Genomic DNA, 25,438 nt, shown 5'->3' on the forward strand with positions numbered 1-25,438 from the left:
CATGATCACACGAGTCGTCGCTTTCACCGCACCGTCGCCGGGCTGGATCGCCGAGGGGGACGACGGCCGGCCGCTCGGCACCGCGACACTGTGGATCCCACCGGCCGGGGGCCCGGCCGAGGTGCGGCTGCGGGTGCATCCGGCGGAGCGGCGCTCCGGGGTGGGTACCCGTCTGCTGCGCGAGGCGGCCGGCGCGGACGGGGTGACAGCTCTGCTGGGGGAGCCGGTGCGGGAGGGCTCGGGAGAGGACGCGTTCTGCCGGGCGGCGGGGATGCGGGTGGTGCTCTCCCTGACGTACACAAGCCTGGCCCTTGTTGATTTTGATCAGACCGCGGAGACGGTTCCGGGATATCGGATCGTGCACTGGGAGGGGACCGTCCCGGACGAGCTGGCGGAGACGGCGGTGCGGTCGCGCAGTGCCATGGACGACATGCCGATGGAGGGTGTCGACTACCGTCCGGAGCCGTGGGACGTGGCCCGGTTGCGCCGGGTGGCGGCGGTGGTGGCCGATCGGGGTGACGTGCTGCTGACGACGGCGGCGGTCGGCGCGGACGGTGCGATCGCCGGGTTCACCGAGGTGGTGCTCTCCGGCGGCGAGGGGCAGAACTACGGGACGGGTGTGCTGCCGGAGCACCGCGGGCGAGGACTGGCCCGATGGCTGAAGGTCGAGCAGATCCGGCGGGTCATGGAGCGGTTTCCGCAGGTGGGCAGCCTGCTGGCGGACACCGCGGACAGCAATGTGGCGATGCGGCGGGTGAACGAGGCGCTCGGCTACCGCCCGACCCACCGGAGCCTGCTCTACCAACTCGACCGGGAGGGCTGAAACGTCGCCGAATACCCGGAGGTGCCAGGGACAGCCGCGCTGTGGTCGCGGCGGCTGGCCCTGGCACTCGACGGTGCTCAGGCCGCCGGGCGGTAACCGGCCGGACGGCTGGTGAACGTGCCCCGCCCGTGGGTGCGGCTGCGCAGCCGGGTCGCGTACCCGAACAGCTCGGCCAACGGGACTGTGGCGGTCACCGACCGTACCGACGAATCGGTGACCTGGGCACGACGGGCGGCGAGGTCGCCGAGGACCGCGCCCAGCGTCTCACCCGGTGCGCTGACGGTCACCTCGGCGACCGGTTCCAGCAGCGTGAGCGTGCAGGAGCGGAGCGCCGCGCGGAGCCCGAACCGGCCCGCCGCCCGGAACGCCATCTCCGACGAATCCTTGACGTGGGTCTGACCGTCGGTGAGGGTGACATGCAGCCCGACCACCGGATGCTCACCGTCGGTGAGCGCTTCCCGGCAGCCGGCCTCGACCGCCCGCACGAACTCGGCCGGCACCCGGCCGCCGGTCACCGTCGAGGTGAAGGTGAAACCGGTGCCGTCGGCCGGGGCCACGTCCAGCACCACGTGCGCGAACTGGCCGGAACCACCGTCCTGTTTGACGTGCCGGTAGACGACGCCGGTGACCCCGCCGGTGACCGCCTCACGGTAGGCGACCCGTGGGCGGCCGGTGGTCAGCTCCAGCCCGGCGTTCTGCCGCAGCTTCTCCACGGCCACCTCCAGGTGCAGCTCACCCACACCGGACAGCAGGACCTGGCCGGTCTCCCGGTCGGTGCGCACGCTCAGCGACGGATCCTCCTCGGTGAGAGCCGCCAGAGCGCTCGGCAGACGCTGCGCGCCGTCCCGGGTGCGGGCCTCGACGGCGACCTCCACCAGCGGTTCGGTGGTCCGCGGCGCCTCCAGCTGGACCGGGTGCTCCCGGGTGGAGAGGGTGGCGCCGGTGCGGGCGGCCTTCAGGCCGATGACGGCGACGATGTCGCCGGCCGTCGCCCGGTCGATGTCGGTCTGCTGGTCGGCCTGGACCCGCAGGATGCGGGAGATCCTTTCGGTACGGTGTTCGGCCGCGTTCCACAGGACGTCTCCCTTCGTGATCGTGCCGTCGTAGACGCGCAGGTAGGCGAGCCGGTCGCGTTTCTTGAAGACGAGTGCGACCGAGGGTTCGCGGTGGTCGCCCGTCGGTGGGGGCAGGTAGTCGACGATGCCGTCGAGTAGTTCCTCGACGCCGACGTTCTTGAACGCCGAGCCGCAGAAGACGACTACGGCTTTGTTCTCGTGGGTGAGATCCCGGAGCGCGTTCGCTAGCGTTGTATCCGACATGTCGCCCAGCTCGTCCAGGGCTTTCTCGTGGAGTTCAGCCACCGCCTCCTCCAGGGCCTTCCGTGCGTTCCGGACTTCCGGCGGTGGGTTGTGGACCAGGTCGATCACACCGCTGAGATCGGGCCTCGGCACCTGCACGACCAGCGGAGTCACCTCTAGACGGTCCCGGATCGAGGCCACCGCGGCATCGAGGTCCGCACCGGCCCTGTCCAGCTTGTTCACGAAGGCGATCCGGGGTACGCCATACCGGTCGGCGGTCCGCCAGACCGTCTCGCTCTGCGGCTCCACCCCCGCGACCCCGTCGAAGACCGCGACCGCACCGTCCAGCACCCGCAGCGACCGCTCCACCTCGTCGGAGAAGTCAACGTGGCCGGGTGTGTCGATCAGGTTGAGCCGGTGGCCGGCCCAGTCGCAGCTCACCGCGGCGGCGAAGATGGTGATGCCGCGATCGCGCTCCTGGGGGTCGAAGTCGGTGACGGTGTTGCCGTCGTCGACCCGCCCGGACCGGTGGGTCATGCCGGTGGTGAAGAGGATCCGCTCGGTCAGGGTGGTCTTGCCGGCGTCGACGTGCGCGAGGATGCCGATGTTGCGGACGTTCGTCATGGTGATGTCTTTCGAGTCTGATGCTGGTGGTGGACTGCGCCTGTTACAGGCAGAGACCAGCCCCGGTGGCGCAGCCGGAGCCGGCCACACCAGACACGAGGATCAGCTCGAAACGCGACACGGGAATGACGACGGCGGTGCGGTAGCGCATGGCCGTGTCTCCTCTCCGGTCGCGGTGATGCGCCCAAGATACGAGGGATCACCGATCCCGTCGAGCGAATAACATGACTTCCGGTGACCCTCCTCGTCGTTCTGCTGATCATGGCGGCGGTCCGCGTCTGGAACCGCCGCGGTCCGGCCCGGGCGCAGCCCTTCACCGGGCCGATAGCGGCGTTTCTGCTGGTCGCGGTCTCCGGCCTGAGCCCGGCCGAGGCGGGGCTCACCCTTTCCGGCTTGCCGTACGCGTCCCTCGCGCTGCTCACCCCACTGCTCGGGTACGGCCTCGCCCTCCTGATCCCGGCCGCGCGCCGGGCACTGGCCGAGCGCTCCTTCGACCATCCGGTCCGCAGCGCGCTCCTCGGCGTCCCGTTCGCGACGGTGATCTTCGAGGAGGTGGCGTTCCGGGGCGTGCTGTGGGAGCTGCTGTACCAGGACCACGGGGCGGTGTGGGCGTACCCGATCACCGCTCTGCTCTTCGGTCTCTGGCATCTTCCGGACACCCGGGAAGTGGCGTTCACCACCCTCGCGGGTGTCGTTCTCAGCTACCTCCGGCACGCCGGCGGAGGACTTCTGGCCCCCTTCGTGCTCCATTGGGCCGCAAATGGCCTGGGCATACTCGCTTCAGCATGGGTGCGCCGATCTCGGCAACCGGATTCCGGCCGCGCCGATTAATCCTGAGAAAGGTGTCGGACCCCGTCGTTAGGCTCCCAACAGCCGCCTCACCTGTGGAGATGTTGTGAGCACTGCGAAATTGGACGGCGCCGTTCTCAAGGTCGCCGGAGTCGTCGTCCTCGGCGCCATCATGTCGATCCTCGACGTGACAGTGGTCAGCGTCGCCATCCCGACCTTCCAGAGCGAGTTCGGCGCCACCTACGCCGAGGTCGCCTGGACGATGACCGGCTACACCCTGGCCCTCGCCACGGTCATCCCACTCACCGGCTGGGCCGCCGACCGGTTCGGCACCAAGCGGCTCTACATGACGGCGCTGCTGCTGTTCACCATCGGCTCGGTGCTGTGCGCCACCGCCGACACCATCGGGCAGCTGGTGCTCTACCGCGTGCTCCAGGGCCTCGGCGGCGGCATGCTGATGCCCCTCGGCATGACGATCATGACGAAGGCGGCCGGGCCCGAGCGCATCGGCCGGCTGATGGCGGTGCTCGGCATCCCGATGCTGCTCGGCCCGATCAGCGGGCCGATCCTGGGCGGCTGGCTGATCGACTCGTACAGCTGGCACTGGATCTTCCTGATCAACCTGCCGATCGGCGTGATCGCCCTGATCTACGCCCAGGTCGTCCTGCCGAGGGACAACCCGGAGCCGTCCGAGTCGTTCGACTTCATCGGCATGCTGATGCTGTCACCGGGCCTCGCCCTCTTCCTCTACGGCGTCTCCACGCTGCCCGAGGAGCAGACCATCACCGCCGGCAAGGTGTGGATCCCGATGCTCGTCGGCGGGCTGCTGGTGATCGGGTTCGTGTTCTACTCGTTCAAACCCCGGCATCCGCTGCTCGACCTGCGCCTGCTGCGCAACCGCAACCTCACCGTCGCGTCGGTCACGCTGGCCGTGTTCACCGTCGCGTTCATGGGCGCCGGGCTGCTCTTCCCCAGCTACTTCCTGCAGATCCACGGCGAGTCGACACTGCACGCCGGCCTGCTGATGGCCCCACAGGGCCTCGGCGCCATGCTGACCATGCCGATCGCGGGCATGCTCGCCGACAAGGTGCCGGTCGGGCGGACGGTGCCGTTCGCGCTGCTGCTGATCGCCGCCGGGTTCTTCACGTTCACCCAGGTCGGGACGGATACGTCGTACCTGCTGCTGTGCGGTTCGCTCTTCGTGATGGGCCTCGGCATGGGCGGCACCATGATGCCGATCATGACCTCCGCGCTGCGCACCCTCACCAGTCACGAGGTGGCCCGCGGCTCCACCCTGCTCAACATCCTGCAGCAGATCGCCGGCTCGGTCGGCGGCGCGGTCATGTCGGTCATCCTGACCGCCGAGCTGAACGACTCCGCCCCCGTCCCCGGCCTGACCGGCCCCACCGGCGAGCCGGTCACCGAGGCCGGCCTGGCCATCGCCGCCCAGATGGACCCACAGGTCGCCGCGACGGTCCCCGACCCCACCCTGCTGGAGCGGGGCCTGGAGTTCGCCGCCGACGGTTTCGCGAACACCTTCATGGTCGGCTTCGTCCTCACCGCCCTGACCCTTATCCCAGCCCTGTTCCTGCCCCGCAGACGCGAGGAGTCCCACCTGCTCGACGACGAGAAGGGCGCCACCCCGGTCATCCTGCACTGACCGCCCACCCGCCCGTGCCCGTCCCCCGCCGGGGCCGGCCGGCCCCGGCCGTCGGCTTTCCCGGGTGGGGCCGCAGGTCGATAGGGTGGCCGGCGTGGAACTGCTCGGGTTCGGGCGTGAGGCCGACGTCTATGCGCTGGATTCGGATCGGGTTCTGCGCCGGTACCGTCGTGGGGACGACGCCTCCGGCGAGGCGGAACTCATGGAGCATCTCCATGGGCTCGGGTTCCCGGTGCCGCGGGTCCACCAGGCGGACGGGGCCGACCTCATCCTGGAACGGCTCGACGGGGCGACCATGACCGAGACGTTCCGCGGCGGAGGCATCGGCGTGGACGAGGGCGCCGCCATCCTGGTCGCGTTGCATCAGCGGCTTCATGCGCTTCCCGCCCGCCACGGTCGGCGGGACGGTGACCGCATCCAGCATCGCGACCTGCACCCCGACAACGTCATGCTCACCTCCCGCGGCCCGGTCGTCATCGACTGGCACAACGCCGCCGAAGGACCGCCCGAAGTGGACGTCTGCCTGACCGCGATCATCCTGGCCCAGGCCGCCGCGGCCCCCGGCCATCCCCATGCCGGGGCGGCTGCCGCCGTGCTCACGCCGTTCCTCCGCCTCAGCGGCGCCGTTCCCGGCCAGGCCGGTTTTGGCCAGGCCGGTTTTGGTGACCCGATGACCGGTTTCGACGAGGCGATCGGAATCCGGCGGACGGACCCGGCGTTGAGCCCGGCCGAATCCGACGCGCTCGCCGCCACCGTGACCCCACTGATCCGGGCGGCGATCTCGGAGCAGTCCGGTCCGGCCGGCGGTCCCTGACACCGGTCCGGCTGGCGGTCCCTGACACCGGTCCGGCCGGCGGTTCCGTACACCGGCCCCGGTGAGACGTCGTCAGGCGGCCCCCCGTTTCCCGCGACTGAGAAAGAAGCCGCGGGTGAGCCGCCTGACGACGAGATGGTGGTGCCGCTCGGCCGGCAGGACTCGCGCGTGCCGATCTCCGGTCCGATTCGCGCCGGAAGTTGGCACGCGGTCGGTGTAGCGCGGTTGCGTGTCGACCTGTGGTCCGATTCGTGCCGGAAGTGGGCACGCGGTCGGTGTGGTGCGGTTGTGTGTCGACCTGTGGTCCGATTCGTGCCGGAAGTTGGCACGTGGTTGGTGTGGTGCGGTTGTGTGTCGACCTGTGGTCGGGTTTGCGCCGGAAGTTGGCACGTGGTTGGTGTGGTGCGGTTGTGTGGTGGGCTGTGGTCGGATTCGTGCCGGAAGTTGGCACGTGGTTGGTGTGGTGCGGTTGTGTGGTGGGCTGTGGTCGGATTCGCGCCGGAAGTCGGCACGTGGGCAGGGGTGGTCAGCCGATGGTCACCACCCGGGCCCAGGAGGGCGGGTGGTCCTGGCCGTAGTACGCGTTGGTCTCGTCGTATTCGGCGGGGCGGGGGAAGAGACCCACCACGGTTCGGCACGGGGGACGATGGGACGGCCACGGCGTCTGGCCGTCGGTCAGGGCGACTATCACGTCAGGTGCCGTGGTCAGGGCCTTGGCGAAACCCTCACGGAGGTCGGTTCCACCGCCGCCGGTCAGGGTGATGCCCGCCGCGTCGCAGATCGGGCCGGACAGGTGGGCCGACGCGTCACAGGAGATCACCCGGAGCAGGTCGTGGCGGCCGCCCACCGCCCGGGCGATCGCGGCGACCTCCAGCAGGGCGCTGCCCAATTCGGTGTCGCTCACCGAACCGGACGTGTCGATCACCACCGTCACCTTGGGTGGGCGGCGGCGCAGGCTCGGCAGGATCACGCCGGGCAGGCTGGACGAGCGGCGGGACGGGCGGCTCCACACGTAGTCCTCGCCCACGCCGGGAGCGGACACCGCGGACCGCACCGCGGCACCGAGCAGCTGCCGCCAGGGTTGGGGCGGGTGCACCACCCGGTCGGCCCAGCGTTGCCATCCGGCGGGAGCGTCGCCGCGGCCGATCATGCCCTGGGCCACCCGGAAACGGACCAGGGCCTGGGCTTCCGCGTCCAGGGCGTTCGCGCCGTCCGGGCCCAGCTCCCACGGGCGGTCCGCGCCGTCGGCCCCGCCGCCGCAGTCCAGCCAGACCATCCGGGACAGGTACGGGCCCATCGCGATCCGTGGCAGGTAGTCCTCCATCAGCTCGCCGGCCGGCAGGTTCAGCAGTTCCGGGCCGATCGCGCCGGACGGGCGGGGCAGGCCGTCCCCGTACACGTCGTCGTTGATCTCGAAGTCGGCGGCGATGTTCATCCGCAGCCGGTCGCCGGGGCCGGTGAGGTCCTTCGCGGCGGCCAGCCGGTCGCCCCGGCCGTGGTGGTCGCGCAGCAGGTGGGAGACCTCGTGCACCCAGACTCCGGCGAGTTCCTCGACCGGGGTGGCCGTGACGAATCCGGGGGAGACGTAGCAGCGCCAGTGCCGGTCCACCGCCATCGTCGGCACCCGCCACGACAGGATCGGCTTGAGGGCGAACAGCGCGGTGGCCAGGTAGGGCCGGGCCTCGGCCGCGAGCAGCCGCGCGGCGTAGAGCTTCTCGCTCTCCGCGGCGGTGAAGACGGCCCGCGGCGGCGGCGACGGGACCGGCGAGGCTGCGAGCCGATGGGGCGCGAGCGGGACGGGAGACGTACCCGGCAAGGGTTTCATCGGGTCGCGCCCACCCGGCGGCGGATCGTCGCGACCGGGGCCAGACGCTCGATCGTGTCCGGGATCTCCCAGTCGTCGCGGCGGAGCGCGGCCAGTGTGGACGCCGGCACCACGACCAGGTCCGGCGCGCCGGTCTCCAGGGCGCGGGCCAGCACCGCCCAGGCCGCGTCCCACCGGGAGCGTTCCGGCCGGCGGCGGACCGCGTCGACCACCCCGTCCAGGGCGGCCTGGCGCAGGTCGCCGCGTTCCGGCAGTTCGGCGGCGGCCGGGTCGGCGAGCAGCGTCTCCGGGTCGGGCAGGTCGAGCCGGTCCAGGAAGGCCAGCAGTTCCAGGCCGGGGCCGTCGCCGACGGTGCCGCGGACCAGCATCGACAGCACCTCGCGGGAGACGCCGGCGGCGGTGGCGAAGGCGAGCAGCCGCAACGTCATGTCCCAGCTGCGCGGGGACGGCCACGGTCCGCCGCGGCGCGCCTCGCCGTCCGGGAGGCGGTGCACCAGCGGCGGCCGCGCCTCCAGGAATCCGCAGACCGCCCGGCGGGCCAGCGCCACCGATTCGCCGAGCCGGTCGGAGTCGAGGCGGGGGAGCAGGGCGCGCGGCCAGACCCCGCCGAGACCGCGGATCACCACGTCGTGGTCGAAGGTCCACTGCAGATGCACGAACCGGTTGGCCAGTGGCGCGCTCAGCTCCCACCCGTCGGCGGCGGAGGAGCGCGGGTTGGCGGCGGCGACGATCCGGACGCCGGGTGGCAGGGTGAGCGCGCCGACCCGCCGTTCCAGCACGACACGCAGCAGGGCGGCCTGGACCGCGGGCGGGGCGGTGGACAACTCGTCGAGGAAGAGCAGGCCGTGCCCGGCGCGGACCAGCCGGACCGCCCAGTCCGGCGGCGCCATCGGCACCCCCTGGGTGGCCGGGTCGTCGCCGACGACGGGCAGGCCGGTGAAGTCGGAGGGCTCGTGCACGCTGGCGATCACCGTGGTCAGCGGTAGTCCGAGGCCGTCGGCGAGCTGGTGCAGGGTCGCCGTCTTGCCGATGCCGGGTTCGCCCCAGAGCAGCACCGGTAGGTCGGCGGCGACGGCCAGGGTGAGGGCTTCGAGCTGGTGGTCCGGCCGGGGTTCGGTGCCGGTGGTGGTGAGCAGGGCCAGCAGAGTGGCAAAACTGTTCAAAGTCATCACCTTCAGGATTTTTCAACCATGGATTGGGTACGCCGGGAGCACGGCTCACCGGCGGCGGAGCACTGAGGGGGCACCGTTCAGGGGCGGCGTCGGCGCCTTCGCGGGGTGGTCCGGACCGGTGCGGTGACATGGGCCGGGATCCGGCCGGACAGCCCGGACCGGTACAGCCCGTGCTCCACCGCCCCGTCCGCCGCGTCGTCGAAGGCCTCCCGCAGCGCGCCGTCGAGCTCCGCGTCCGGTCCGAGCAGCGCGGTGACGAGATCGCGGGCGCCGGAACGGTCGCCGTGGAACAGCCGGGCGCGGACGTCGTCCAGCCACTGCGGGCGCCGGGCGTCCTCGGCGATGATCCGCAGACAGGGCAGGGGCGGGCCGCCGAACACGGCGAGCATCTCCTCACGCCGTAGCTGATCCTCGTCGTGATCGAGCGGGACCAGCCGCCCGTCGACGATGGCCAGCCGGTGGGTCTCGCCCCGGCATGGGACCAGCCGTGGCCGGCCCGGAGGCGAGACCGGCTGTGGTCCGCCCGGCGGGGAGACCGGCGGGGAGGCCGGATGGGTCGTGCGCGGCTCGGACTCCGGTAGCAGGGCCGCCGCGACCAGGGGATGCAGCTGATCGGCGCCGATCAGTCCGGCGTGCAGGAGTTCCAGGTCGGGGGACAGCCAGGTGGCGGCGTAGGGCAGGACCGGCTCACCCGTACCGCCGCGGGGTCTGCGGAAACGCGGACCGCGACCCCCGTCGCCGGCCGGGAGCCGGGACGGTCGTGGGTCGTGGCTGTCGTCGCCGGCCAGGAGCCGGCGTTTACCACCCAACCGGATCGCGACCGGGCCGGTGTACCCGTCGGCCGCCCGCAGGATGTCCGCCTCGGCGGCCCAGCGGTGTACCGCGTAACCGCGTCCCGCCATCTCCACCCACCCGGCGGGCGAATCGGGCGACCAGTGGGAGGCCCCGGAGCGTTCATGCAGTTCGGCGGCGTGATCGGCGGCCCACAGATGCGGGTGCAGGTCGAGCCGGAACCGGCGGTCCGGGCGTGGCCACGGATGCGGCCCGGTGTCGCCCGCGGCCGGGTCCCAGAGGGCGAGGCTGATCCGCTGCCCGGCTTCCGCCCAGTTCGGCGGGGTGCGGGCGACCAGCTGGACACCCTGCGGGTAGCGGGCCAGCGTCATGGTGAGGCCGGGCCGCAGCAGCCCGTCGGTGATGGTGCGGGGTAGGTGCCAGCGCAGCAGGTCGGGTGCGAGCCGGCGGAGGTCGGCCCGGAGCCGGGACGCGAACTCACGCCCCCGGCGTACGGCCTCGGCGCGCGGATCGAGATCCACGTCGACGTGTGCGGCGGCGCACGCCCCGGCCCAGTCGCCGATGGACCGGCGGGCGGTGGCAGTGGTGATCATCGAGGCCGGCACGGCGAACTCCCGCACGTGCCGCCAGCTGTGGAGACGGGCCTGCCCGTCCGCGTGTGGTGAGCGCATCAGCACTCAACTTGCGCGGACGAGACCCCCGATCCGTTCACGAAGGTATTCATTGGCGGGGAGCGTACATGCCCGGCGGTGACGGCTGTCAACCCACCGGTGGCCGGGCGTGCCGGGGCGGAACGGATCGTCCTGGCGGGCGACTCGCCGCCGGGTCGCCGGCTCGGCCCGGCGGCGGGCGGTGGGGGCGGGTCACCCGCCCGGGGGATCGTTGATCAGTTTCGGACTCCCGAATTCTCCTCATCTTGAATTCGATCTTGAAATTGCTGGATAACGGTCTGGTTGCGACCGGGGAATCGTTATCACTTTCAGGTGATCGGAATGGCGAAAATCGATCGGTTTGTTGTACCTTTGGTCCAGAAAAATCAGGACATCAACCAGGTTTCCGCTGAGTAAATGATCGATGTCCTGGTCATTTCGGCCCCCCGTATCGTTGATCCGGCATACCTGACTCGTTCGATCGGCTATGGCTAGGTGCGCAGAGTGCTCCGGCCCGTTACGTTAAGTACGTGACCACTGGAGATCGCCATTGGCACGAATGTGCTTCGACCTGGGCGGACAACCGTTTTCCCGGATCATCGGAAGATCTGTCGACCCGCGTTCCACCGAATGGGCACGGGGCGATAAAAAGGTATGTGCACGTCCATCAACGAGGGTGGTGTGATGATCCGGGTCGTGGTGGTCAGAGACGAGGGATACTTCGGCGTCCCGGTGCGCGCGTTCCTCGAGACCGAACCGGACATGCACTACGTCGACACCCTGCCGATCGGCGGTGACCTGGCGCAGCGTGCCGCGCAGCTGTGGCCCGCGGTGGTGGTGATCGATACGCAGTACATGGTGAGCCAGGTGCTCCCGATCGCCGACGAGCTGCACACCGCGATCCCGTCCTGCTCGATGCTGCTGCTGTGCGATCCGTCGAAACGGGGCATGCTCCCGCCCCGGCGGTGGAACGGCGGTCTCAACTTCCTGGTCAAGGACACCTCGCCGGCCTCCCTGGCGGACGCGGTGCGGCGCCTGGCCCGGGGCGAGCGGGTGGTGTCGCCGATGCTGCAGGCCGCGTCGCTCAACACCGACCGCGGGCTGAGCACCCGGGAGCTGGAGGTGCTGGGCCTGGCCGCCGAGGGCGAGTCGGTGAAGGAGATCGCCGGCCGGCTCTACCTGTCCGGCGGAACGGTGCGCAACTATCTGTCCGCCATCATTTCCAAGACCGGCGCGCGTAACCGGTTGGACGCCATTCGGATCGCCCGAAAGCAGGGCTGGCTCCGCTGAGGCGGGTAGGTTCTGTGTGGTGGATCCCGCCAGCCACCACCTGGACCGCGCCTCGCTCCCGCGCGATCCGCCACACAGAACCTAGTTTGGGAACGGATGACGGCCCACCAGATCGAGATCCCGGCGCTACCCGTCATGCTGCCGCTGGGTGTCACACTCATGATCGTCTTCGCCGTGCTGCTGCGCCGGCGGGGACTGCTGAGCGTGCCCCGGTTGCTGGTCGGCTGGTTCGCCGGGTGGTACGCGGTGGCCGTCCTCGGCGCCACCATGCTGCCGATGCATCTGGGCTGGGGTCCGGAGACCGGCGGGCCGGACCTGGAGCGGTTCCTCTTCCTGCCGATCCTGGAGATGCGGCCGCTCGACTTCGTGCTCAACACGATCATGACGTTGCCCCTGGCCACCGTGCTCTACCTGGTGTTCGGGGTGCGGTCCGAGCGGCGGGTGGTGCGGATCGGGTTCCTGCTCAGCCTGGCCATCGAGTCGACGCAGCTGATCCTGCTGTTCACCCTGGACGGCAACCGGTGGGCGGACGTGAACGACCTGATGTCCAACACGCTCGGGGCCTGGCTGGGCTTCCTGCTGCTGCGGCGGCTCATGCGTTCCGGACGCTTCCGCCGGGTAGTGGAAAGCTGTTCTTTCGCCCGAACCGCCCACGGTACGCCAGCAGCGGTCCGATGATCCGCCGGCCGGGCCGGGCCGAGATCCGCTCGTAGAGGCTGCCGACCGAGGCGGCCAGATGCGCGGCGTCGTACCGTACGCCCGCGGATCTGGCCGGCAACCGCGCGCCGCCCCGCTCGGCCAGGCACAGCAGCTCGGTGCGCAGCGACCGGGGCAGCGACTCCCGGTCCTGGGACAGCCGGTGGGTGCCGGGGACCGGATCCCGGGCTGCGGCCCGCTCCTCGAACGGCACGCACGACCCGTAGACCACCGGCAGCCCGGCCGCCGCCGCCTCCAGCCCGGCCAGCCCGAACGAGCCGTGGCCGGGTGAGGCGAACACGTCCATCGCGCAGTACATCGCGAGCGGTTCGGCCAGCGCCCCGGTGAACAGCACCCGGTCGGCCACCCCCTCGATCACCGCGAGCCGTTCCAGGTCGGCGCGGGCCGGGCCGTCGCCGGTCAGCGCCAGCACCGCGCCGGGCACCTCGGTGATCGCCCGGATCAGCAGGTCGAAACGCTTGTCCGGGTCGAGCCGGCCGACCCCGCCGATCAGCGGTACGCCCGGCTCCACGCCCAGCCACGACCGGGTGGTGGCGCGCAGCTCCGGGTCGAACCGGAACTCGCGGGCGTCGATCGCCTTGGGGATGATGACGATGCGCCGCTGCGGCACCCCGCTGGAACGCAGCCGGGCGGCGATCGCCTCGGAGCCGGCCACGGTCACCTCGCCGAGCCGTTCGGCGGCCAGGTAGAGCGCGTGCACGCCGGGGCCGAGCCGGTGCTCGGTGGCGATCACGTGCGGCACCCCGGCCAGCCGGGCGGCGATCCGGCCCTGCACGTTGGCCCGGTAGAGGTGGGTGTGCACCAGGTCGTAGCGGCCGGCCCGGATCAGCTGCCGCAGGTGCCGGACCACCGCCGGGTCGTGTTCACCGCCGCCGACCACCCGGTGCACCGGCACCCCGTCCGGCACGACGCCGCCGTGTGACAGCGAGACGATCTCACTGTGGTACGGCAGCCGGCGCACCAGCGACCGCAGCTGGTGCCCGGCCTGCGGCTCCAGCGTGCCGATGACGTGCAGCACCCTCATCTGTGTCCCCCGGTCGCATTCTCGACAGAACGCTTGCCATTCCCGCACCGAAGACGCTGCCGGAAAGCGCGTCGCAACGGAAGTCGCAGATGTCACGCCTAAAGTGAAAGCTCCTCGCCGTTGGCATGACATGCTCCGCCGAATGGCCAGCTGAGCGCGCCCGAAAGTATCCGTGAAAAGTGCCGATCAGTGAATGCGAATCTTTTTCACGTAGCGTATGACAATTGCTACTGTAAACCACCCCCCGGTGCTGCAAGTCTAATTTTGCAAAGGCTCGGCGCCCCGCATTTCACTGTCCGGAAATGCATTTGCGCGCGCTCATTTTCGCCGACTCGAACAAGACCTTGAGGATCCGCGGGCGACCGCGTACGAGGGGGAATCCATGCAGGCACCGCGACGAGCGTCCGGCGACAGCGCCGACGCGACTCCCGGCGAGTGGCGCGGACCGGGACGACACCCGGTTCCGTGGTACCGCCGGCCCCTGCCCGGCCGTGCCCTGCGCGCGGCCACCGACGCGGTGGCACTCGCCACCGCCCTGCTGATCGCGACACTGCTGCGCCACGACGGCCACCTCGACGAAGTCGACTACACCGGCCTGGTGGCGCTCTCCGCGGTCGCCGCCCTGGTGCACACCGCCGCCGGCATCCCCTTCGGGATCTACACCGGCCGCTGGTCGTACGGCAGCTTCGAGGAGATCGCCGCGCTGGTGAAGACCGCCGCGGTCACCATGCCCACCCTGCTCCTGCTGGACACCCTGCTCGGCCGGCTGGTGCCCCGCTCGGCCATCATCGCCGCCGGGCTGATCGCGCTGGTCCTCACCGCCGGCGTCCGGTACACCGTGCGGCTGCTGCAGGACAGCCGGCTGCGCCCGTCCCCCGAGGACGGCATCCGGGTCGTGGTGATGGGCGCCGGCGAGGGCGCCACCCAGGTGATCCGGGCCATGCTCCGCAGCCCGCGCAGCCCGTACGTGCCGGTCGCGCTCCTCGACGACGACCCGGCCAAACGCACCCTGCACGTGATGGGCGTGCCGGTCCGCGGCACCCGTGACGACATGGCCGCCGTGGTCCGCCGGTTCAGCGCCGACGCCGTGGTGATCGCCATCCCCAGCGCCAGCGCCGACCTGATCCGGGCGCTCACCGAGATGGCCCAGCCGCTCAACGTGGACCTCAAAGTGGTCCCACCGGTGGTGGAGCTGTTCGGCCGCACCGTCCGGGTCGAGGACATCCGGCCGGTCAGCCACGCCGACCTGCTCGGGCGCCGGGAGGTCGGCATCGACCTGGCCGCGGTCGCCGGATACCTGGAGGGCCGCCGGGTGCTGGTCACCGGGGCGGGCGGGTCGATCGGCTCGGAGCTGTGCCGTCAGGTGGCCCGGTTCAACCCGGCCAAGCTGATCATGCTGGACCGGGACGAGTCGGGGCTGCACGCCGTACAACTGTCGCTCGATGGCCGGGGTCAGCTGGACGACCGCAATCTGGTCGTCGCCGACATCCGTGACCTGCAGCGTCTGGACGAGGTCTTCGCCGAGCACAAACCGCACGTGGTGTTCCACGCGGCCGCGCTCAAACACCTGCCGCTGCTGGAGATGCACCCGTCCGAGGCGTTGAAGACCAACATCATCGGCACGTACCAGATCCTGCAGACCGCGATGAAGCACAACGTCGACCGGCTGGTGAACATCTCCACCGACAAGGCCGCCGACCCGTGCAGCGTGCTCGGCTACTCCAAGCGGATCACCGAGCGGCTGACCGCGGCCGCCGACGCCACCGCGACCGGCACGTACTGCTCGGTCCGGTTCGGCAACGTGCTCGGCTCGCGCGGCTCGGTGCTCACCGCCTTCACCGCCCAGGTCGAGGCCGGCGGCCCGATCACCGTCACCCACCCGGACGTCACCCGCTACTTCATGACCGTGCAGGAGGCGGTCCGGCTGGTGATCCAGGCCGGCGCGCTGGAGAGCAAGGGCGAGGTGCTGATCCTCGACATGGGCGAGCCGGTCCGCATCGCTGACGTGGCCAAACGCATCGCCGACGCCGCCGACCAGCACATCCAGATCGTCTACACCGGACTGCGTCCGGCCGAGAAACTCGCCGAGGTGCTGCTCGGGCCGGACGAGCCGGACCACCGGCCGAACCACCCGCTGATCTCCCAGGCCCCGGTCCCGCCGCTGGACGGCGCGGTGCTGTCCCTGCTCGACGCGTCCGCCCAGCGTGAGGAGCTGATCGCGGTCCTGCACTGGCTGTCCGCCAGCCCGGCCCTGCCGAAGAAACCGCACCCGGTCATCACCGTGCAGCCGCGGCGGGCCACCGAACCGGCCCGGCGTTCATGAAGAGCAGGCGCAAGGCCCGAACCCCGAAAAGAACAGAGGAGAGAGTCCCCATGCGGGTCGTCATCGCCGGTCAGGGCTACGTGGGGCTGCCGCTCGCGGTCCGCGCCGCCGAGGTCGGGCACACCGTCGTCGGCTTCGACGTCGACGACGAGCGGATCAAGCGGCTCGCCGCCGGTGAGTCGTACGTCGACGACGTGTCCTCCGAGTCGCTGCAACGGGTGCTGGCCAACGGCTCGTTCCAGCCGTCGTCCGACCCGCGCTCCTGCGCCGGCTTCGACGTCGCGGTGATCGCCGTCCCCACCCCGCTGCGGGAGGGCACCCCCGACCTCAGCTACATCGAGGACTCGGCCCGGATCCTGGCCCGCTACCTGCGCCCCGGCGCCACCGTCGCGCTGGAGTCGACCACCTATCCGGGCACCACCACCGAGCTGGTCGGGCCGCTGCTGGAGGAGGGCTCCGGGCTGATCTCCGGCGTCGACTTCCACCTCGGCTACAGCCCCGAGCGGATCGACCCGGGCAACCGCGAGTTCAACCTGGTCACCACACCCAAGGTGGTGTCCGGGGTGAACCCGGCGTCGCTGACCGCGGTGCAGGGCTTCTACGCGTCGGTGGTGGACCGTACCGTGCCGGTCTCCGATCCCAAGGTCGCCGAGCTGGCCAAACTGCTCGAGAACACCTTCCGGCACGTCAACATCGCGCTGGTCAACGAGCTCGCGGTGTACGCCCACGACCTCGGCATCGACGTCTGGGAGGCGATCAACGCGGCGTCCTCCAAGCCGTTCGGTTACATGCGGTTCGTGCCCGGACCCGGGGTCGGCGGCCACTGCCTGCCGATCGACCCGTCCTACCTGTCCTGGCGGGTCCAGCGCACCCTCGGGCAGAGCTTCCGCTTCGTCGAACTGGCCAACGACATCAACAACCACATGCCCGACTACGTGGTACGGCGTCTGGTGGCCGCCCTCAACCAGCGTCGCAAGGCGGTCAACGGGTCCACCGTGCTGCTGCTCGGGCTGGCGTACAAGAAGAACAGCGGTGACGCCCGGGAATCGCCGGCCCGCCGCGTCGCCTCCCTGCTGCTGGACATGGGCGCCGAGGTCCGTGCCGCCGACCCGCACGTGGTCGAGGACGCCCACGTGGACAGCCGGGTCGCGATGGTCGCGCTCACCCCCGAACAGGTCGCCGCCGCCGACGCGGTCGTGCTGCTCGCCGACCACGACGAGTTCGACCTGGACCTGGTCCTCGCGCACGCCCCGTACGTGCTGGACACCCGGCGCCGCATCGCCGGGCCGAACGTCGAGTCTCTGTAGGGAAGGTCACTGTGCGCTCTGTCTGGAACGGCCTCAACCGGCTGACCGCTCTGCTCATGCTCCTTCTACTGTCCCCGGTGATCCTGGTGGTGGCCGCCTGGATCCGGATCGCCGACGGCAAGGGTGTCCTGTTCGTCCAGGACCGGGCCGGCCGGGACGGCGTCCCGTTCCGGATGCTCAAGTTCCGCTCGATGGTGCACAACTCGGTGGCCCTCAGCGCGCAGCTCGGCATCGACGACCCGTTCGGCCTGGTCGAGAACGATCCGCGGATCACCCGGTGCGGCCGGTTCCTGCGCCGCACCAGCCTCGACGAGCTGCCCCAGCTGTTCAACGTGCTGTTCGGGCAGATGAACCTGGTCGGCCCGCGCCCCGACGTGCTGCCGCAGGTGGCCTGCTACTCGCCGGAGGACGCCCGCCGCCTCGAAGTGAAGCCCGGCATCACCGGGTGGGCGCAGATCAACGGACGGGACGACATCGACTGGCCGGCCCGGTTCATTCTGGACCGGTGGTACGTGGACAACTGGTCGCCGCTGCTCGACCTGAAGATCCTGGTGCGCACCGCGATCACGGTCAACCGGGGCGAACCGCCGGTGCACGTGGACACCCACAACATCACCCGCGCGGCCGCCCCCGCCTCGGAAGAGATCACCCGTGCCGCCTGACCTCCCACCGGAGATCGGCTCCGAGTTCCACTGGGACCCGGCCGTCCTGCTCAGCGATGAGCGGGGCGGCCTGCCCGGCTGGGTCCCGCTGCGGCGGTCACTGTTCGCCACCGCGGCCGGGGCGCTCAGCTCCCTGCTGAGCATGCTCGCGCCCGCCGGGACACTGCACGTTCCCTCGTACTACTGCATGGGTGTCGCCGAATTCCTCGCCCAGCGGATGCCGATCTCCTGGTACCGGCATCTGCCCGGCGGCCCCGACCTGACCACGCTGCACGTCGCCGACGGCGACGTGGTCCTCTCCCAGAACCTGTTCGGCGCCGAGGACGGCACCGTCTGGGACGACTGGATGCTCGCCCACCCCCGGGTCGCGGTGATCGAGGACCACTCGCACGACCCGTTCAGCTCGTGGGCCTGCTCCAGCACCGCGTCCTATGTGGTCGCCTCGCTGCGCAAGACCCTTCCCCTCCCCGACGGCGGCTTGCTCTGGTCGCCGCGCGGGCTGGACCTGCCCGAACCGGCCGGGCCGGCCTCCGACGGGGCCGCCCTGAAACTGGCCGCGATGCTGCTCAAAGGGGCGTGGCGGGAGGGGCGGCCGGTGCCGAGACAGCGGTTCCGGGAATTGCAGCAGCAGGGCGAACAGCGACTGCTGGGCAGTGCCGGGCCCGCGAGTGCGGTCACCGCGGCGTCACTGCCGATTCTGGACATTTCCGGGGTACGGTCGTCGAGCGCCCTGTACTCGGCCGAGGTGGCGGCGGCGCTCGGGGTGAAAGCCGGCGGTTTCCGCGTACAACTGCTGCTCCCGTCCTCGTCGTCGAGGGATGCGCTTCTGGGTCATCTCGCAGCTCAGGGCATCTTCGCGCCGGTGCACTGGCGGCAGGACCGGACCGGGTTCTGGAGTGGCGACCCGCTCGCCGCCGACCTCGCCGACCGGACGCTGACCCTGCCCGTCGACCACCGCTGCGGCCCCGCCGACCTGCGCCGGATCGCCGAAGCGGTGAGAAGCGGGTCGAAAGGATCATCGATGGGTTCTATGATCTGAGCGTGACCGGCGGATCGACCTAGCGTGATCTCGCTCGGGTGGGCCGTGATCTTGCGGGGAGGTGGGCGGTGACCTCTGACAACTGGTTCGCGCTGGGGATCGCGGTGTTCGGCGCCTTCAGCTACGCGACCGGCTCGATCCTTCAGGCCATCGGGGCCAAACGCAGTCACAGCACGGCCAGCACCCTCGGGCATCCGCTCTACCTGATCGGCATCGTCTTCGACATCGTCGCCTGGGTCGGGGCGGTCATCGCCCTCCAGCACCTGGCCGTCTACGTCGTCGAGTCGATCCTGGCCAGCTCACTGGCGGTCACCGCGGTCGCCGCCTGGCTGTTCCTCGGCTCCCGCCTCCGCCACCGCGACGTGGTCGCCATCGTCGCCACCACCTGCGCCCTCGGGGTGCTGGCCCTCTCCGCCGGCGAACAACACGAGATGCTGCCGTCCGCGCAGGTCCGGCTGAGCCTGATCGGCGCCCTGCTGGGCCTGTGGATGCTCGGTTACGGCGCGGTCCGCCTGGGCCGCCCCGGCCTGATCGCCCTCACCGGCGGTTTCTCCCTGGGCGGCGCGGCCATCTCCGGCCGGGCCCTGCAATTCCCGGCCGACGAGATGGCCCAGTTCGGCACCGCGGTGGTCGCGGTCGTCACCGAGCCGGTGCTGTGGACGATGATCGCCTTCGCCGGCACCGGCATGCTCCTCTACGCCAGCGCCCTCCAGGGCGGTGAGGTGGGCCGCATCACCGCCGTCCACTGGACGGGCGAGGTGGTGCTGCCGTCCATCATCGCCCTGACCCTGGTGGGCGACACGATCCGCCCCGGCTGGGAATGGGCCGCCCTGACCGCCGGCGTGGTGACCGTGAGCTCCGCGATAGTCCTGGCCTCCGCCCCCGCCGCGGTGGCCCCCGCCGGCGAGACAGCCGTCCCCGCCGCCTCCGGCAGCACCGTCCCCGCAGCCTCCGGCAGCACCGCCCCCAGCGGCCTCACCGGCGCCGGGAGCCCCGCCGGCGCTCTCACCGGGGCCGGCGCCGGCTTCGGCGGTTCCGGCCCCGGGTCCGCCATCGCCGTGCCGCCCCCACGGGCCGGCGCCCTGGTTCCGCTGCTCACGGTGGAGGCCTGGCGCCTGGCCATCCCCGCCGAGTCGTATTGGCCGGCGTTGCAGCCCCCGCTGGTCCGCGGTTACGGCACGATCCTGTGGTGGGGTTCCCCGGTGACCCCACAGCCACTATGGGTCCCACCGGACCGCACCCTCACCGCCCCCGGCGCTGTCCCAGCCTGGGCGGGCCCCCAGCTGCCGGCCGCCCGAACCCCGTCCACCAGCCCGTCCGGCATACGCCGCCCCCGCCCCCTCCCCACCCGAAGACACGCGGCCCTCCCCGCAGCACCTTCGGATGCCACCGCCGCCTAACCACCCACACCCTCACGCCCCACGCTGCGCACCTCCCCTCGTCCCACCCCGCGCACGTCCCCTCGTCTCACGTTGCGCACGTCCCCTTGTCCCACGCTGCGCACGCCCTCATCCCACGCTGCGCATGTCCTTGTCTCGTGCTGCGCACGTCTTTGTCTTTGTTGCGGATGTCCTCGTCTCGCGCTGTCCGTCCTCTCGTCTGGTCCACGCCAGCCGCGTTCACGCCTCCGGCCTGCGCCCACGTCCACGGCCCAGGTCTTGGATCGTTGACCCGCGCCCCCGCCCGCTCCCGCGCCCGCAGCCGTCGGTCTCAGTCGTGTGCCGGACTCGAAGCCTGCGGCTTGCTCAGGTCCGACCTTCGTGTCGCCAGGTCCCACAACCTCTTCCCGTGCGTGTTTCGAGGGCGGCCCGCCGGCGTCCGGATGATGCCAACTTCCTCAGTGGATGTGCCGCAAACGTCCAGTCGATCACCAGGCGGCAGTAGCATCGGGGCACCCAGGAGCTGGGATGGTGGTCGATGTGGAATCGCAGTGGTGGTCGATCGAGGTTCTCGACGCGACGCGCTCGTCCGCTGCTCGATGGCGGGATTCGTACCAGGAGGTCGTCGTCTCCGCCGCCGTGTCCCACGGTGCCCGTGACTGGAATTGGCAGGTCTTCCATTGGGGGATCCTGTTCGAGATGGCTTTCACCGACGAGTCGGCGTGGATGGCTTTCCGCGCGCTGCCCGCGGTCCAGGCCGCTTTGGACGCGGTTCCCGACCCGGTGAACGGCCTGCTGATCTATCCGGGCCGAGGCGGTAGCGCCGGCAACGTGCTGCCGCGCCGCCCACGCCCGATCACCGGCGCGGGCTCGGCCCCCATCCCTCGGGAGCCCGACCGCACCCGGCTGAACCTGTCCAGGGCCGAACCGGCCCCCACGATCGGCGGCGTCTTCGTCTAGCCGCCGGCAAGCACCCTTCGCCCGCCCTACGTCCCCGGCCTGCCGCGGCCGGGGACGTCCCTTTCCCAAGCCCAGCCTCTCCCGCGTGATCATGTCGGTGGAAGGACGAGGTTCTGGCGCATCAAGCGTGGAGTCGGTGAGATCGGGCGGGGTCACGATCATCCGCATGTTTATCGAGGTCATTGGACGGGGCCCATTACCGGACGACATCGATCGAGATGATGTGGAGGACGTACTCATCGATGTTCTCGGAGCCGACGGCGAGGTGACGGGTGCGGGTAGCGGCGAGACCGGATGGAATCTTGACGTTGAAGTCGAGCCTGACGCCGTTCATCCGTTACAGGTGCTGAAAAGGCTGGCGGCCGCACTGGTCGACCAGGATCTTGGATGGGTGATCCTTCGTCCGGAGCACGAAGTCGATGGCCGGACTGCCCGTGACCTCGCCTGAGTGCCCCGGCCCGGCCGGCAAGCGCCAGACCGATCGCCGTAAGTGTCTGCCGTAAGCCGTCTGAGCTGCGCAACCGGCGGCGGGTCACGCCGTCGGCCTGCTCCACGAATGTTCGTACGGCGCAGGCGGTGGTGCCGCAGATGAATCTGTGGTCCTCCCGCGCACGGTCCTTCTGCATGTGGTCCTCCCGCATCGCTGCCGGACAAGATCTAAGCTCGCCGCGTGTCATGGCAGAAAGCGCTCGCGCGGCTCGGTTCGCTGGTTCCACCTCCAGCCCACAAACCCGCCCGTCCCGACTGGGCCGGCATCGAGACACGACTGGGACTGCAACTCCCACGCGACTATCGAGCGCTGGTGGAGACATACGGCGCTGGAAGGTTCGACGACTACCTGGTCGTCTACACGCCCAACGGTCCGCGCGACACCATCGATCTATAACGTCAGCTGGCCAGCGGCGCCGAGCGTCTGGCCTACTATCAAGCTCACGACGAGCAACCGCCTCACCGGCCCGAAGGCCTGCTGGAGATCGCCGGGACTGACAACGGCGAGTCGATCTATTGGGCTCGCACGCCGGGTTCTGGACCAGACGACTGGACCATCGTCGTCAACGCGGCACGGGACTGGGAGGACTGGCCGGCCTTCAACGGCGGCTTGGTCGAGTTCCTCGTAGCGGTGTTCGCATCCGAGTACCAGTGCAGTGCTTTCCCCGAGGACTTCCCGGGCACTTCGCTGCCGCTGTCATTCGTCTCGTACGGCTAGAAGTCGTCCGCCCGCCTGCGGTGAGGGCGCCCGCTTACCAGACCAGGACCGTTGGGCCATTCGTCAGGTGGCGCTGGAACTCACCGATACGAACTCGGTGCCAGTCCTGCTGGCGCTGAAACTGGCTGACACGCGGCGCTGGAACTCGGCTCTGGCGCGAACTGTGTGATGGACATCGGACGATGAGTCGTTGCCCGGCTGTGTGACGCTGTCGAACAACTCCTTCCTTACAGTGGCGATCATGGACGTCGCCGACCACCCGATCCCAGTTCATGCCTGCTGGCTGTCATGGCTTGCGGTGTCCACCTCGGATCAGGCGGAGGTGGTGCGGTCGATCGGCTTGACGGATGTACGGGTGAGTACTTGGTCGGTCGGAGTGGATCTGGTGGACGCCGTCGCACACAGCGGTGATGATCGTTTCTCCACCGTCGTCGTGACGCCGGCCCTGGATGGATGGGTCCTGGTGTTCGGCGCATGGCTCGGCCTCCCATATCTTGCGTGCACCGATCGGGTCACTCGGTTGTGCGAGCAGCTCAGTGCGCGCTTCGGCAAGGCCCAGGCGTATTTTCACAGCGAACAGAATGACGGCGAGGCGTGGCTGATCGCTGAGCACGGCACTGTGCTGCGGCGGTGGATCGCCGAGTACCCGGAGTCAGCGATCGGCGAGCCGTTCGGTATCGAGCGGAATCTTCTCGATGCCTTCGGCATCCCCGGAAAGCCTGAAGATCTCGACCCGGACGATGACCTCGCATCCTCCTGGGCAGCGACGTGGGGTGATTGCTGGGCGACCACCATCGCGGCCGAGCACAGCCTCGACCCCACCACCCTCGAACCGTCGACGCCGTCAGCCGGAGCTGTCCTGATCGCCAGCATTCCGTGAGTCGGGCGCTGACCCAGACTGGCAGCCTGTTGAGGGGCCACGTCAGCAAGATCAATCACGGAGTTCGCGCCAGAGCCTGGAACTCCTCACCTACAGAACCATCCCGCGCCCCGGTCTCTGCCGCGAAGACTGTTCAGTCGTTGTCGTGCCGGCAACCCTTCTGAGGTCTCAGCGCCGTCGATTCTGGCCCGTCGGCCGGACCTGTCTGCTTCCTTCGGCCCCTTGGCGCCTCCTGACGGTCGCGGACCTCGGCTGGTGGATGTGAACGCCCCTATGGCGGACAAGTGGATCCATGCCTAAAATCTTGGGATCCAATCTATGGGGCTTCGGACACAACGATCCGAGGGTGTGGCGGAGGAGGGGCTCATGACTGCTGTCAACCGTCCGGTGGAAGCGGCCGATCTCAAGGAGTCGCTGCTGGGACAGCCGAGTGCCGAACCGCTCAGTGGCGACATCCCGGTGCGTAGCCGCCTCGACTTCGCCACCGAGGACCGGCGTGTCGTGTCCGGGGTCTGGGAGTCCGAGCCGGGCACCTCGCGCTGGGAGTTCCTGACCCGTGGCGAGATCATCCACGTGGTCGCCGGGCGGATGGTCGTCACCGAGGACGGTGGTGAGCCGGCCGAGGTGACCGCCGGCATGACCGCGTATTTCCCGATCGGCTGGCAGGGCGAGTGGACCGTCACCGAGCGGCTCCGCAAGGTCTTCGTGGTCTTCAAGGCGTGACAGGGGAGCGGAGCATGCGGGAACTGATGGTGCGCGGCCTGACCCTGGAGGCCGAGTCGGTGCTGACCGTCGACCTGGTCGATCCGGCCGGTGCGGAACTGCCGGACTGGGCCCCGGGCGCGCACCTGGATCTGGTGGTGGGCGACGGGTCGGTCCGCCAGTACTCGCTGTGTGGCGTACCCGGAGGGAAGTCCCTGACCGTCGCGGTGCGGCACGACCCGGCCGGCAAGGGCGGCTCCGACTGGGTGCACCGGGTGGTGCGGCCGGGTGACCGGATCAGCGTGCGCGGCGTCAAGAACCACTTCGTGCTGGAGGATGCCCCGCGGGTCGTCCTGATCGCCGGTGGTGTCGGCATCACCCCACTGCTGCCGATGGCCGAAGAACTGGCGGGGACCACTCGTGACTGGCGGCTGCATTACGTCGGCCGCAGTGCTGCCGGCATGCCGTTCCTGGATCGGGTGCGGGCGCTCGGCGAGCCGGTGGTGGTCCACGAGACCGCGCTGTCCGGCCGCCCCGGGATCACCGATCTGCTTGCCGGCGTCACCCCGGAGACGCTGGTCTACGTCTGCGGGCCGGCCTCGCTGATCGAGGCCGTCGAGAAGGCCCTCGACGCCGACGGCCTGGGTGAACGCCTGCGCGCCGAATACTTCGAGGCCCCCGATCTGGAGACGGCCGAGCCGGGCTCCTTCACACTGCGGCTGGAACGGTCGGGTCTGGAGCTGACGGTGCCGGCCGCGCGCAGCGCCCTCGAGGTGGTCGCCGAAGCCGGCATCGACGTGCTCCGCGACTGCGAGGAAGGCATCTGCGGCACCTGTGACACCCGGGTGCTCGCGGGCGAGGTGGACCACCGTGACCACGTGCTGACCCGGACCGAGAAGGCCGCCAACAACTGCATGATGCTGTGCGTCTCGCGCGCCGCCGGCCCTCGGCTGGTGATCGACCTGTGAGCCGGCCGGTGGCCTGATCGGCCGGGCGCGGACACTGGCGTCATGAGCGCCCCCGAATGGTCCATGGCCCACTGGTCCGACGCGGTCGACCGGCCGGAGATAGTGGACGAGGCCCTGGACCGGCGTGACCGCCACGCCGGTGTGGCGCTGCTGGTGCTGGTGCTCAACCATCCGGACCCCGCGGTGTCGCTGCCCCGGATCAAGCGGGGGCTGCGGGCCGCCGATCCGCAGACCAGGGTCAACGCGGTGCAGTCGCTGGGGCATCATGCCCGCCTGCATCGCATGATCGACACCGAGTCGATCGCACTGCTGCGCCGGGCGCGGCGGGACCGGACGATGGCGGGTGGCTATCAGATCCGTGGGTACGCGCACCACGCTGCTTCTGATGTCGGAATGTTCGCGCCCCGGCGTGACCTGCCCCGATGGCTTCGCCGACGGCACCCGGGTCCACGGCGAACGCCGGTGTGAGTGGGTGACTGCTGCGGATTCGGTCATGCGCCCACTCTGACCCGGGCGCCGGCCGCAAACATCGG

At 70.3% G+C, this 25,438-nt stretch carries 23 protein-coding genes; 18 read left to right on the forward strand and 5 right to left on the reverse strand.

Annotated features, from left to right (window positions below; translation table 11 throughout):
* Position 1: 1 nt before the first annotated feature.
* Positions 2-823 (forward strand): GNAT family N-acetyltransferase, encoded by an 822-nt coding sequence (locus ACQ0O7_RS14815; protein ID WP_430782617.1) that lies wholly within the window; start codon positions 2-4, stop codon positions 821-823.
* Positions 824-900: 77 nt separating this feature from the next.
* Here ACQ0O7_RS14815 and ACQ0O7_RS14820 read toward each other — a convergent pair whose 3' ends face one another.
* Positions 901-2,745 carry an elongation factor G gene (locus ACQ0O7_RS14820; protein ID WP_430782618.1) on the reverse strand — a complete coding sequence of 615 codons (1,845 nt, stop codon included), beginning with the start codon at positions 2,743-2,745 and terminating at the stop codon, positions 901-903.
* Between the two features lie 234 nt (positions 2,746-2,979).
* On the opposite strand from ACQ0O7_RS14820, the gene ACQ0O7_RS14825 reads away from it, so the two are divergent.
* From ACQ0O7_RS14825 to ACQ0O7_RS14835, 3 genes are all read left to right on the forward strand, one after another.
* Positions 2,980-3,576: a lysostaphin resistance A-like protein gene (locus ACQ0O7_RS14825; RefSeq protein WP_430782619.1), complete on the forward strand. Its 597-nt coding sequence runs from the start codon at positions 2,980-2,982 to the stop codon at positions 3,574-3,576.
* A 64-nt stretch (positions 3,577-3,640) separates the two neighbouring features.
* Positions 3,641-5,194: a DHA2 family efflux MFS transporter permease subunit gene (locus ACQ0O7_RS14830; RefSeq protein WP_430782620.1), complete on the forward strand. Its 1,554-nt coding sequence runs from the start codon at positions 3,641-3,643 to the stop codon at positions 5,192-5,194.
* A 94-nt stretch (positions 5,195-5,288) separates the two neighbouring features.
* The gene (locus ACQ0O7_RS14835; protein ID WP_430782621.1) at positions 5,289-6,008 is read left to right on the forward strand and encodes a phosphotransferase; all 720 of its coding nucleotides are present in this window, start codon (positions 5,289-5,291) and stop codon (positions 6,006-6,008) included.
* Positions 6,009-6,534: 526 nt separating this feature from the next.
* Here the strand turns inward: ACQ0O7_RS14835 and ACQ0O7_RS14840 are convergent.
* The 3 genes from ACQ0O7_RS14840 to ACQ0O7_RS14850 form a co-directional block, all read right to left on the reverse strand.
* Positions 6,535-7,833: a vWA domain-containing protein gene (locus ACQ0O7_RS14840; RefSeq protein ID WP_430782622.1), complete on the reverse strand. Its 1,299-nt coding sequence runs from the start codon at positions 7,831-7,833 to the stop codon at positions 6,535-6,537.
* Positions 7,830-9,002, reverse strand: a complete 1,173-nt coding sequence (locus ACQ0O7_RS14845) for an AAA family ATPase (protein WP_430782623.1) — start codon at positions 9,000-9,002, stop codon at positions 7,830-7,832. The genes ACQ0O7_RS14840 and ACQ0O7_RS14845 overlap by 4 nt, the downstream gene beginning before the upstream one ends.
* An 80-nt stretch (positions 9,003-9,082) precedes the next feature.
* Positions 9,083-10,468, reverse strand: coding sequence for a hypothetical protein (locus tag ACQ0O7_RS14850; protein WP_430782624.1), 1,386 nt, complete (start codon positions 10,466-10,468; stop codon positions 9,083-9,085).
* Positions 10,469-11,131: 663 nt separating this feature from the next.
* Between ACQ0O7_RS14850 and ACQ0O7_RS14855 the strand changes: the two genes are divergently transcribed.
* Both ACQ0O7_RS14855 and ACQ0O7_RS14860 read left to right on the forward strand, forming a co-directional pair.
* On the forward strand, positions 11,132-11,737 hold the full coding sequence (locus ACQ0O7_RS14855; protein ID WP_430782625.1) for a response regulator transcription factor: 606 nt from the start codon (positions 11,132-11,134) through the stop codon (positions 11,735-11,737).
* Between the two features lie 96 nt (positions 11,738-11,833).
* Entirely contained in the window at positions 11,834-12,415 is a 582-nt protein-coding gene (locus ACQ0O7_RS14860; protein ID WP_430782626.1) for a VanZ family protein, read from the forward strand.
* On the opposite strand, the gene ACQ0O7_RS14865 is transcribed toward ACQ0O7_RS14860, so the two are convergent.
* Positions 12,330-13,478 (reverse strand): glycosyltransferase, encoded by a 1,149-nt coding sequence (locus tag ACQ0O7_RS14865; RefSeq protein ID WP_430782627.1) that lies wholly within the window; start codon positions 13,476-13,478, stop codon positions 12,330-12,332. The two genes, ACQ0O7_RS14860 and ACQ0O7_RS14865, sit on opposite strands and share 86 nt — an antisense overlap.
* Before the next feature lie 382 nt (positions 13,479-13,860).
* Between ACQ0O7_RS14865 and ACQ0O7_RS14870 the strand changes: the two genes are divergently transcribed.
* The 12 genes from ACQ0O7_RS14870 to ACQ0O7_RS14925 all read left to right on the forward strand — a co-directional run bounded on the left by ACQ0O7_RS14870 (position 13,861) and on the right by ACQ0O7_RS14925 (position 25,373).
* The gene (locus ACQ0O7_RS14870) at positions 13,861-15,801 is read left to right on the forward strand and encodes a polysaccharide biosynthesis protein (protein WP_430782628.1); all 1,941 of its coding nucleotides are present in this window, start codon (positions 13,861-13,863) and stop codon (positions 15,799-15,801) included.
* Positions 15,802-15,851: 50 nt separating this feature from the next.
* Positions 15,852-17,108, forward strand: coding sequence for a nucleotide sugar dehydrogenase (locus tag ACQ0O7_RS14875; protein WP_430782629.1), 1,257 nt, complete (start codon positions 15,852-15,854; stop codon positions 17,106-17,108).
* An 11-nt stretch (positions 17,109-17,119) separates the two neighbouring features.
* Complete coding sequence (locus ACQ0O7_RS14880; protein ID WP_430782630.1) at positions 17,120-17,770, forward strand: sugar transferase; 651 nt, start codon at positions 17,120-17,122, stop codon at positions 17,768-17,770.
* On the forward strand, positions 17,760-18,809 hold the full coding sequence (locus ACQ0O7_RS14885) for a hypothetical protein (RefSeq protein ID WP_430782631.1): 1,050 nt from the start codon (positions 17,760-17,762) through the stop codon (positions 18,807-18,809). Before ACQ0O7_RS14880 ends, ACQ0O7_RS14885 begins: the two co-directional genes overlap by 11 nt.
* A 68-nt stretch (positions 18,810-18,877) precedes the next feature.
* Positions 18,878-20,209: a hypothetical protein gene (locus ACQ0O7_RS14890; protein WP_430782632.1), complete on the forward strand. Its 1,332-nt coding sequence runs from the start codon at positions 18,878-18,880 to the stop codon at positions 20,207-20,209.
* Between the two features lie 507 nt (positions 20,210-20,716).
* Positions 20,717-21,148, forward strand: a complete 432-nt coding sequence (locus tag ACQ0O7_RS14895) for a hypothetical protein (RefSeq protein ID WP_430782633.1) — start codon at positions 20,717-20,719, stop codon at positions 21,146-21,148.
* 85 nt (positions 21,149-21,233) lie between these two features.
* Entirely contained in the window at positions 21,234-21,596 is a 363-nt protein-coding gene (locus ACQ0O7_RS14900; RefSeq protein WP_430782634.1) for a hypothetical protein, read from the forward strand.
* A 222-nt stretch (positions 21,597-21,818) separates the two neighbouring features.
* Positions 21,819-22,034: a hypothetical protein gene (locus ACQ0O7_RS14905; protein WP_430782635.1), complete on the forward strand. Its 216-nt coding sequence runs from the start codon at positions 21,819-21,821 to the stop codon at positions 22,032-22,034.
* 562 nt (positions 22,035-22,596) lie between these two features.
* The gene (locus tag ACQ0O7_RS14910) at positions 22,597-23,235 is read left to right on the forward strand and encodes a hypothetical protein (protein ID WP_430782636.1); all 639 of its coding nucleotides are present in this window, start codon (positions 22,597-22,599) and stop codon (positions 23,233-23,235) included.
* Positions 23,236-23,601: 366 nt separating this feature from the next.
* Positions 23,602-23,958, forward strand: a complete 357-nt coding sequence (locus tag ACQ0O7_RS14915; protein WP_430782637.1) for a cupin domain-containing protein — start codon at positions 23,602-23,604, stop codon at positions 23,956-23,958.
* 14 nt (positions 23,959-23,972) lie between these two features.
* Complete coding sequence (locus tag ACQ0O7_RS14920; RefSeq protein WP_430782638.1) at positions 23,973-24,905, forward strand: PDR/VanB family oxidoreductase; 933 nt, start codon at positions 23,973-23,975, stop codon at positions 24,903-24,905.
* A gap of 42 nt (positions 24,906-24,947) precedes the next feature.
* A complete protein-coding gene (locus ACQ0O7_RS14925) occupies positions 24,948-25,373 on the forward strand; it encodes a hypothetical protein (protein ID WP_430782639.1) in 426 nt (141 codons plus the stop codon).
* Positions 25,374-25,438: the final 65 nt, after the last annotated feature.

The organism is Actinoplanes sp. G11-F43, assembly GCF_050589265.1.
Lineage (GTDB): Bacteria > Actinomycetota > Actinomycetes > Mycobacteriales > Micromonosporaceae > Actinoplanes.

Excerpts from the sequence above, each read along its gene's own strand:
- ACQ0O7_RS14915 (WP_430782637.1), top strand. The coding sequence starts at position 23,602 with ATGACTGCTGTCAACCGTCCGGTGGAAGCGGCCGATCTCAAGGAGTCG.
- ACQ0O7_RS14845 (WP_430782623.1), bottom strand. The coding sequence starts at position 9,002 with ATGACTTTGAACAGTTTTGCCACTCTGCTGGCCCTGCTCACCACCACC.
- ACQ0O7_RS14895 (WP_430782633.1), top strand. The coding sequence starts at position 20,717 with ATGGTGGTCGATGTGGAATCGCAGTGGTGGTCGATCGAGGTTCTCGAC.
- ACQ0O7_RS14820 (WP_430782618.1), bottom strand. The coding sequence starts at position 2,745 with ATGACGAACGTCCGCAACATCGGCATCCTCGCGCACGTCGACGCCGGC.
- ACQ0O7_RS14815 (WP_430782617.1), top strand. The coding sequence starts at position 2 with ATGATCACACGAGTCGTCGCTTTCACCGCACCGTCGCCGGGCTGGATC.
- ACQ0O7_RS14875 (WP_430782629.1), top strand. The coding sequence starts at position 15,852 with ATGCGGGTCGTCATCGCCGGTCAGGGCTACGTGGGGCTGCCGCTCGCG.
- ACQ0O7_RS14865 (WP_430782627.1), bottom strand. The coding sequence starts at position 13,478 with ATGAGGGTGCTGCACGTCATCGGCACGCTGGAGCCGCAGGCCGGGCAC.
- ACQ0O7_RS14855 (WP_430782625.1), top strand. The coding sequence starts at position 11,132 with ATGATCCGGGTCGTGGTGGTCAGAGACGAGGGATACTTCGGCGTCCCG.
- ACQ0O7_RS14840 (WP_430782622.1), bottom strand. The coding sequence starts at position 7,833 with ATGAAACCCTTGCCGGGTACGTCTCCCGTCCCGCTCGCGCCCCATCGG.
- ACQ0O7_RS14850 (WP_430782624.1), bottom strand. The coding sequence starts at position 10,468 with ATGCGCTCACCACACGCGGACGGGCAGGCCCGTCTCCACAGCTGGCGG.
- ACQ0O7_RS14925 (WP_430782639.1), top strand. The coding sequence starts at position 24,948 with ATGAGCGCCCCCGAATGGTCCATGGCCCACTGGTCCGACGCGGTCGAC.
- ACQ0O7_RS14860 (WP_430782626.1), top strand. The coding sequence starts at position 11,834 with ATGACGGCCCACCAGATCGAGATCCCGGCGCTACCCGTCATGCTGCCG.
- ACQ0O7_RS14910 (WP_430782636.1), top strand. The coding sequence starts at position 22,597 with ATGGACGTCGCCGACCACCCGATCCCAGTTCATGCCTGCTGGCTGTCA.
- ACQ0O7_RS14920 (WP_430782638.1), top strand. The coding sequence starts at position 23,973 with ATGCGGGAACTGATGGTGCGCGGCCTGACCCTGGAGGCCGAGTCGGTG.
- ACQ0O7_RS14870 (WP_430782628.1), top strand. The coding sequence starts at position 13,861 with ATGCAGGCACCGCGACGAGCGTCCGGCGACAGCGCCGACGCGACTCCC.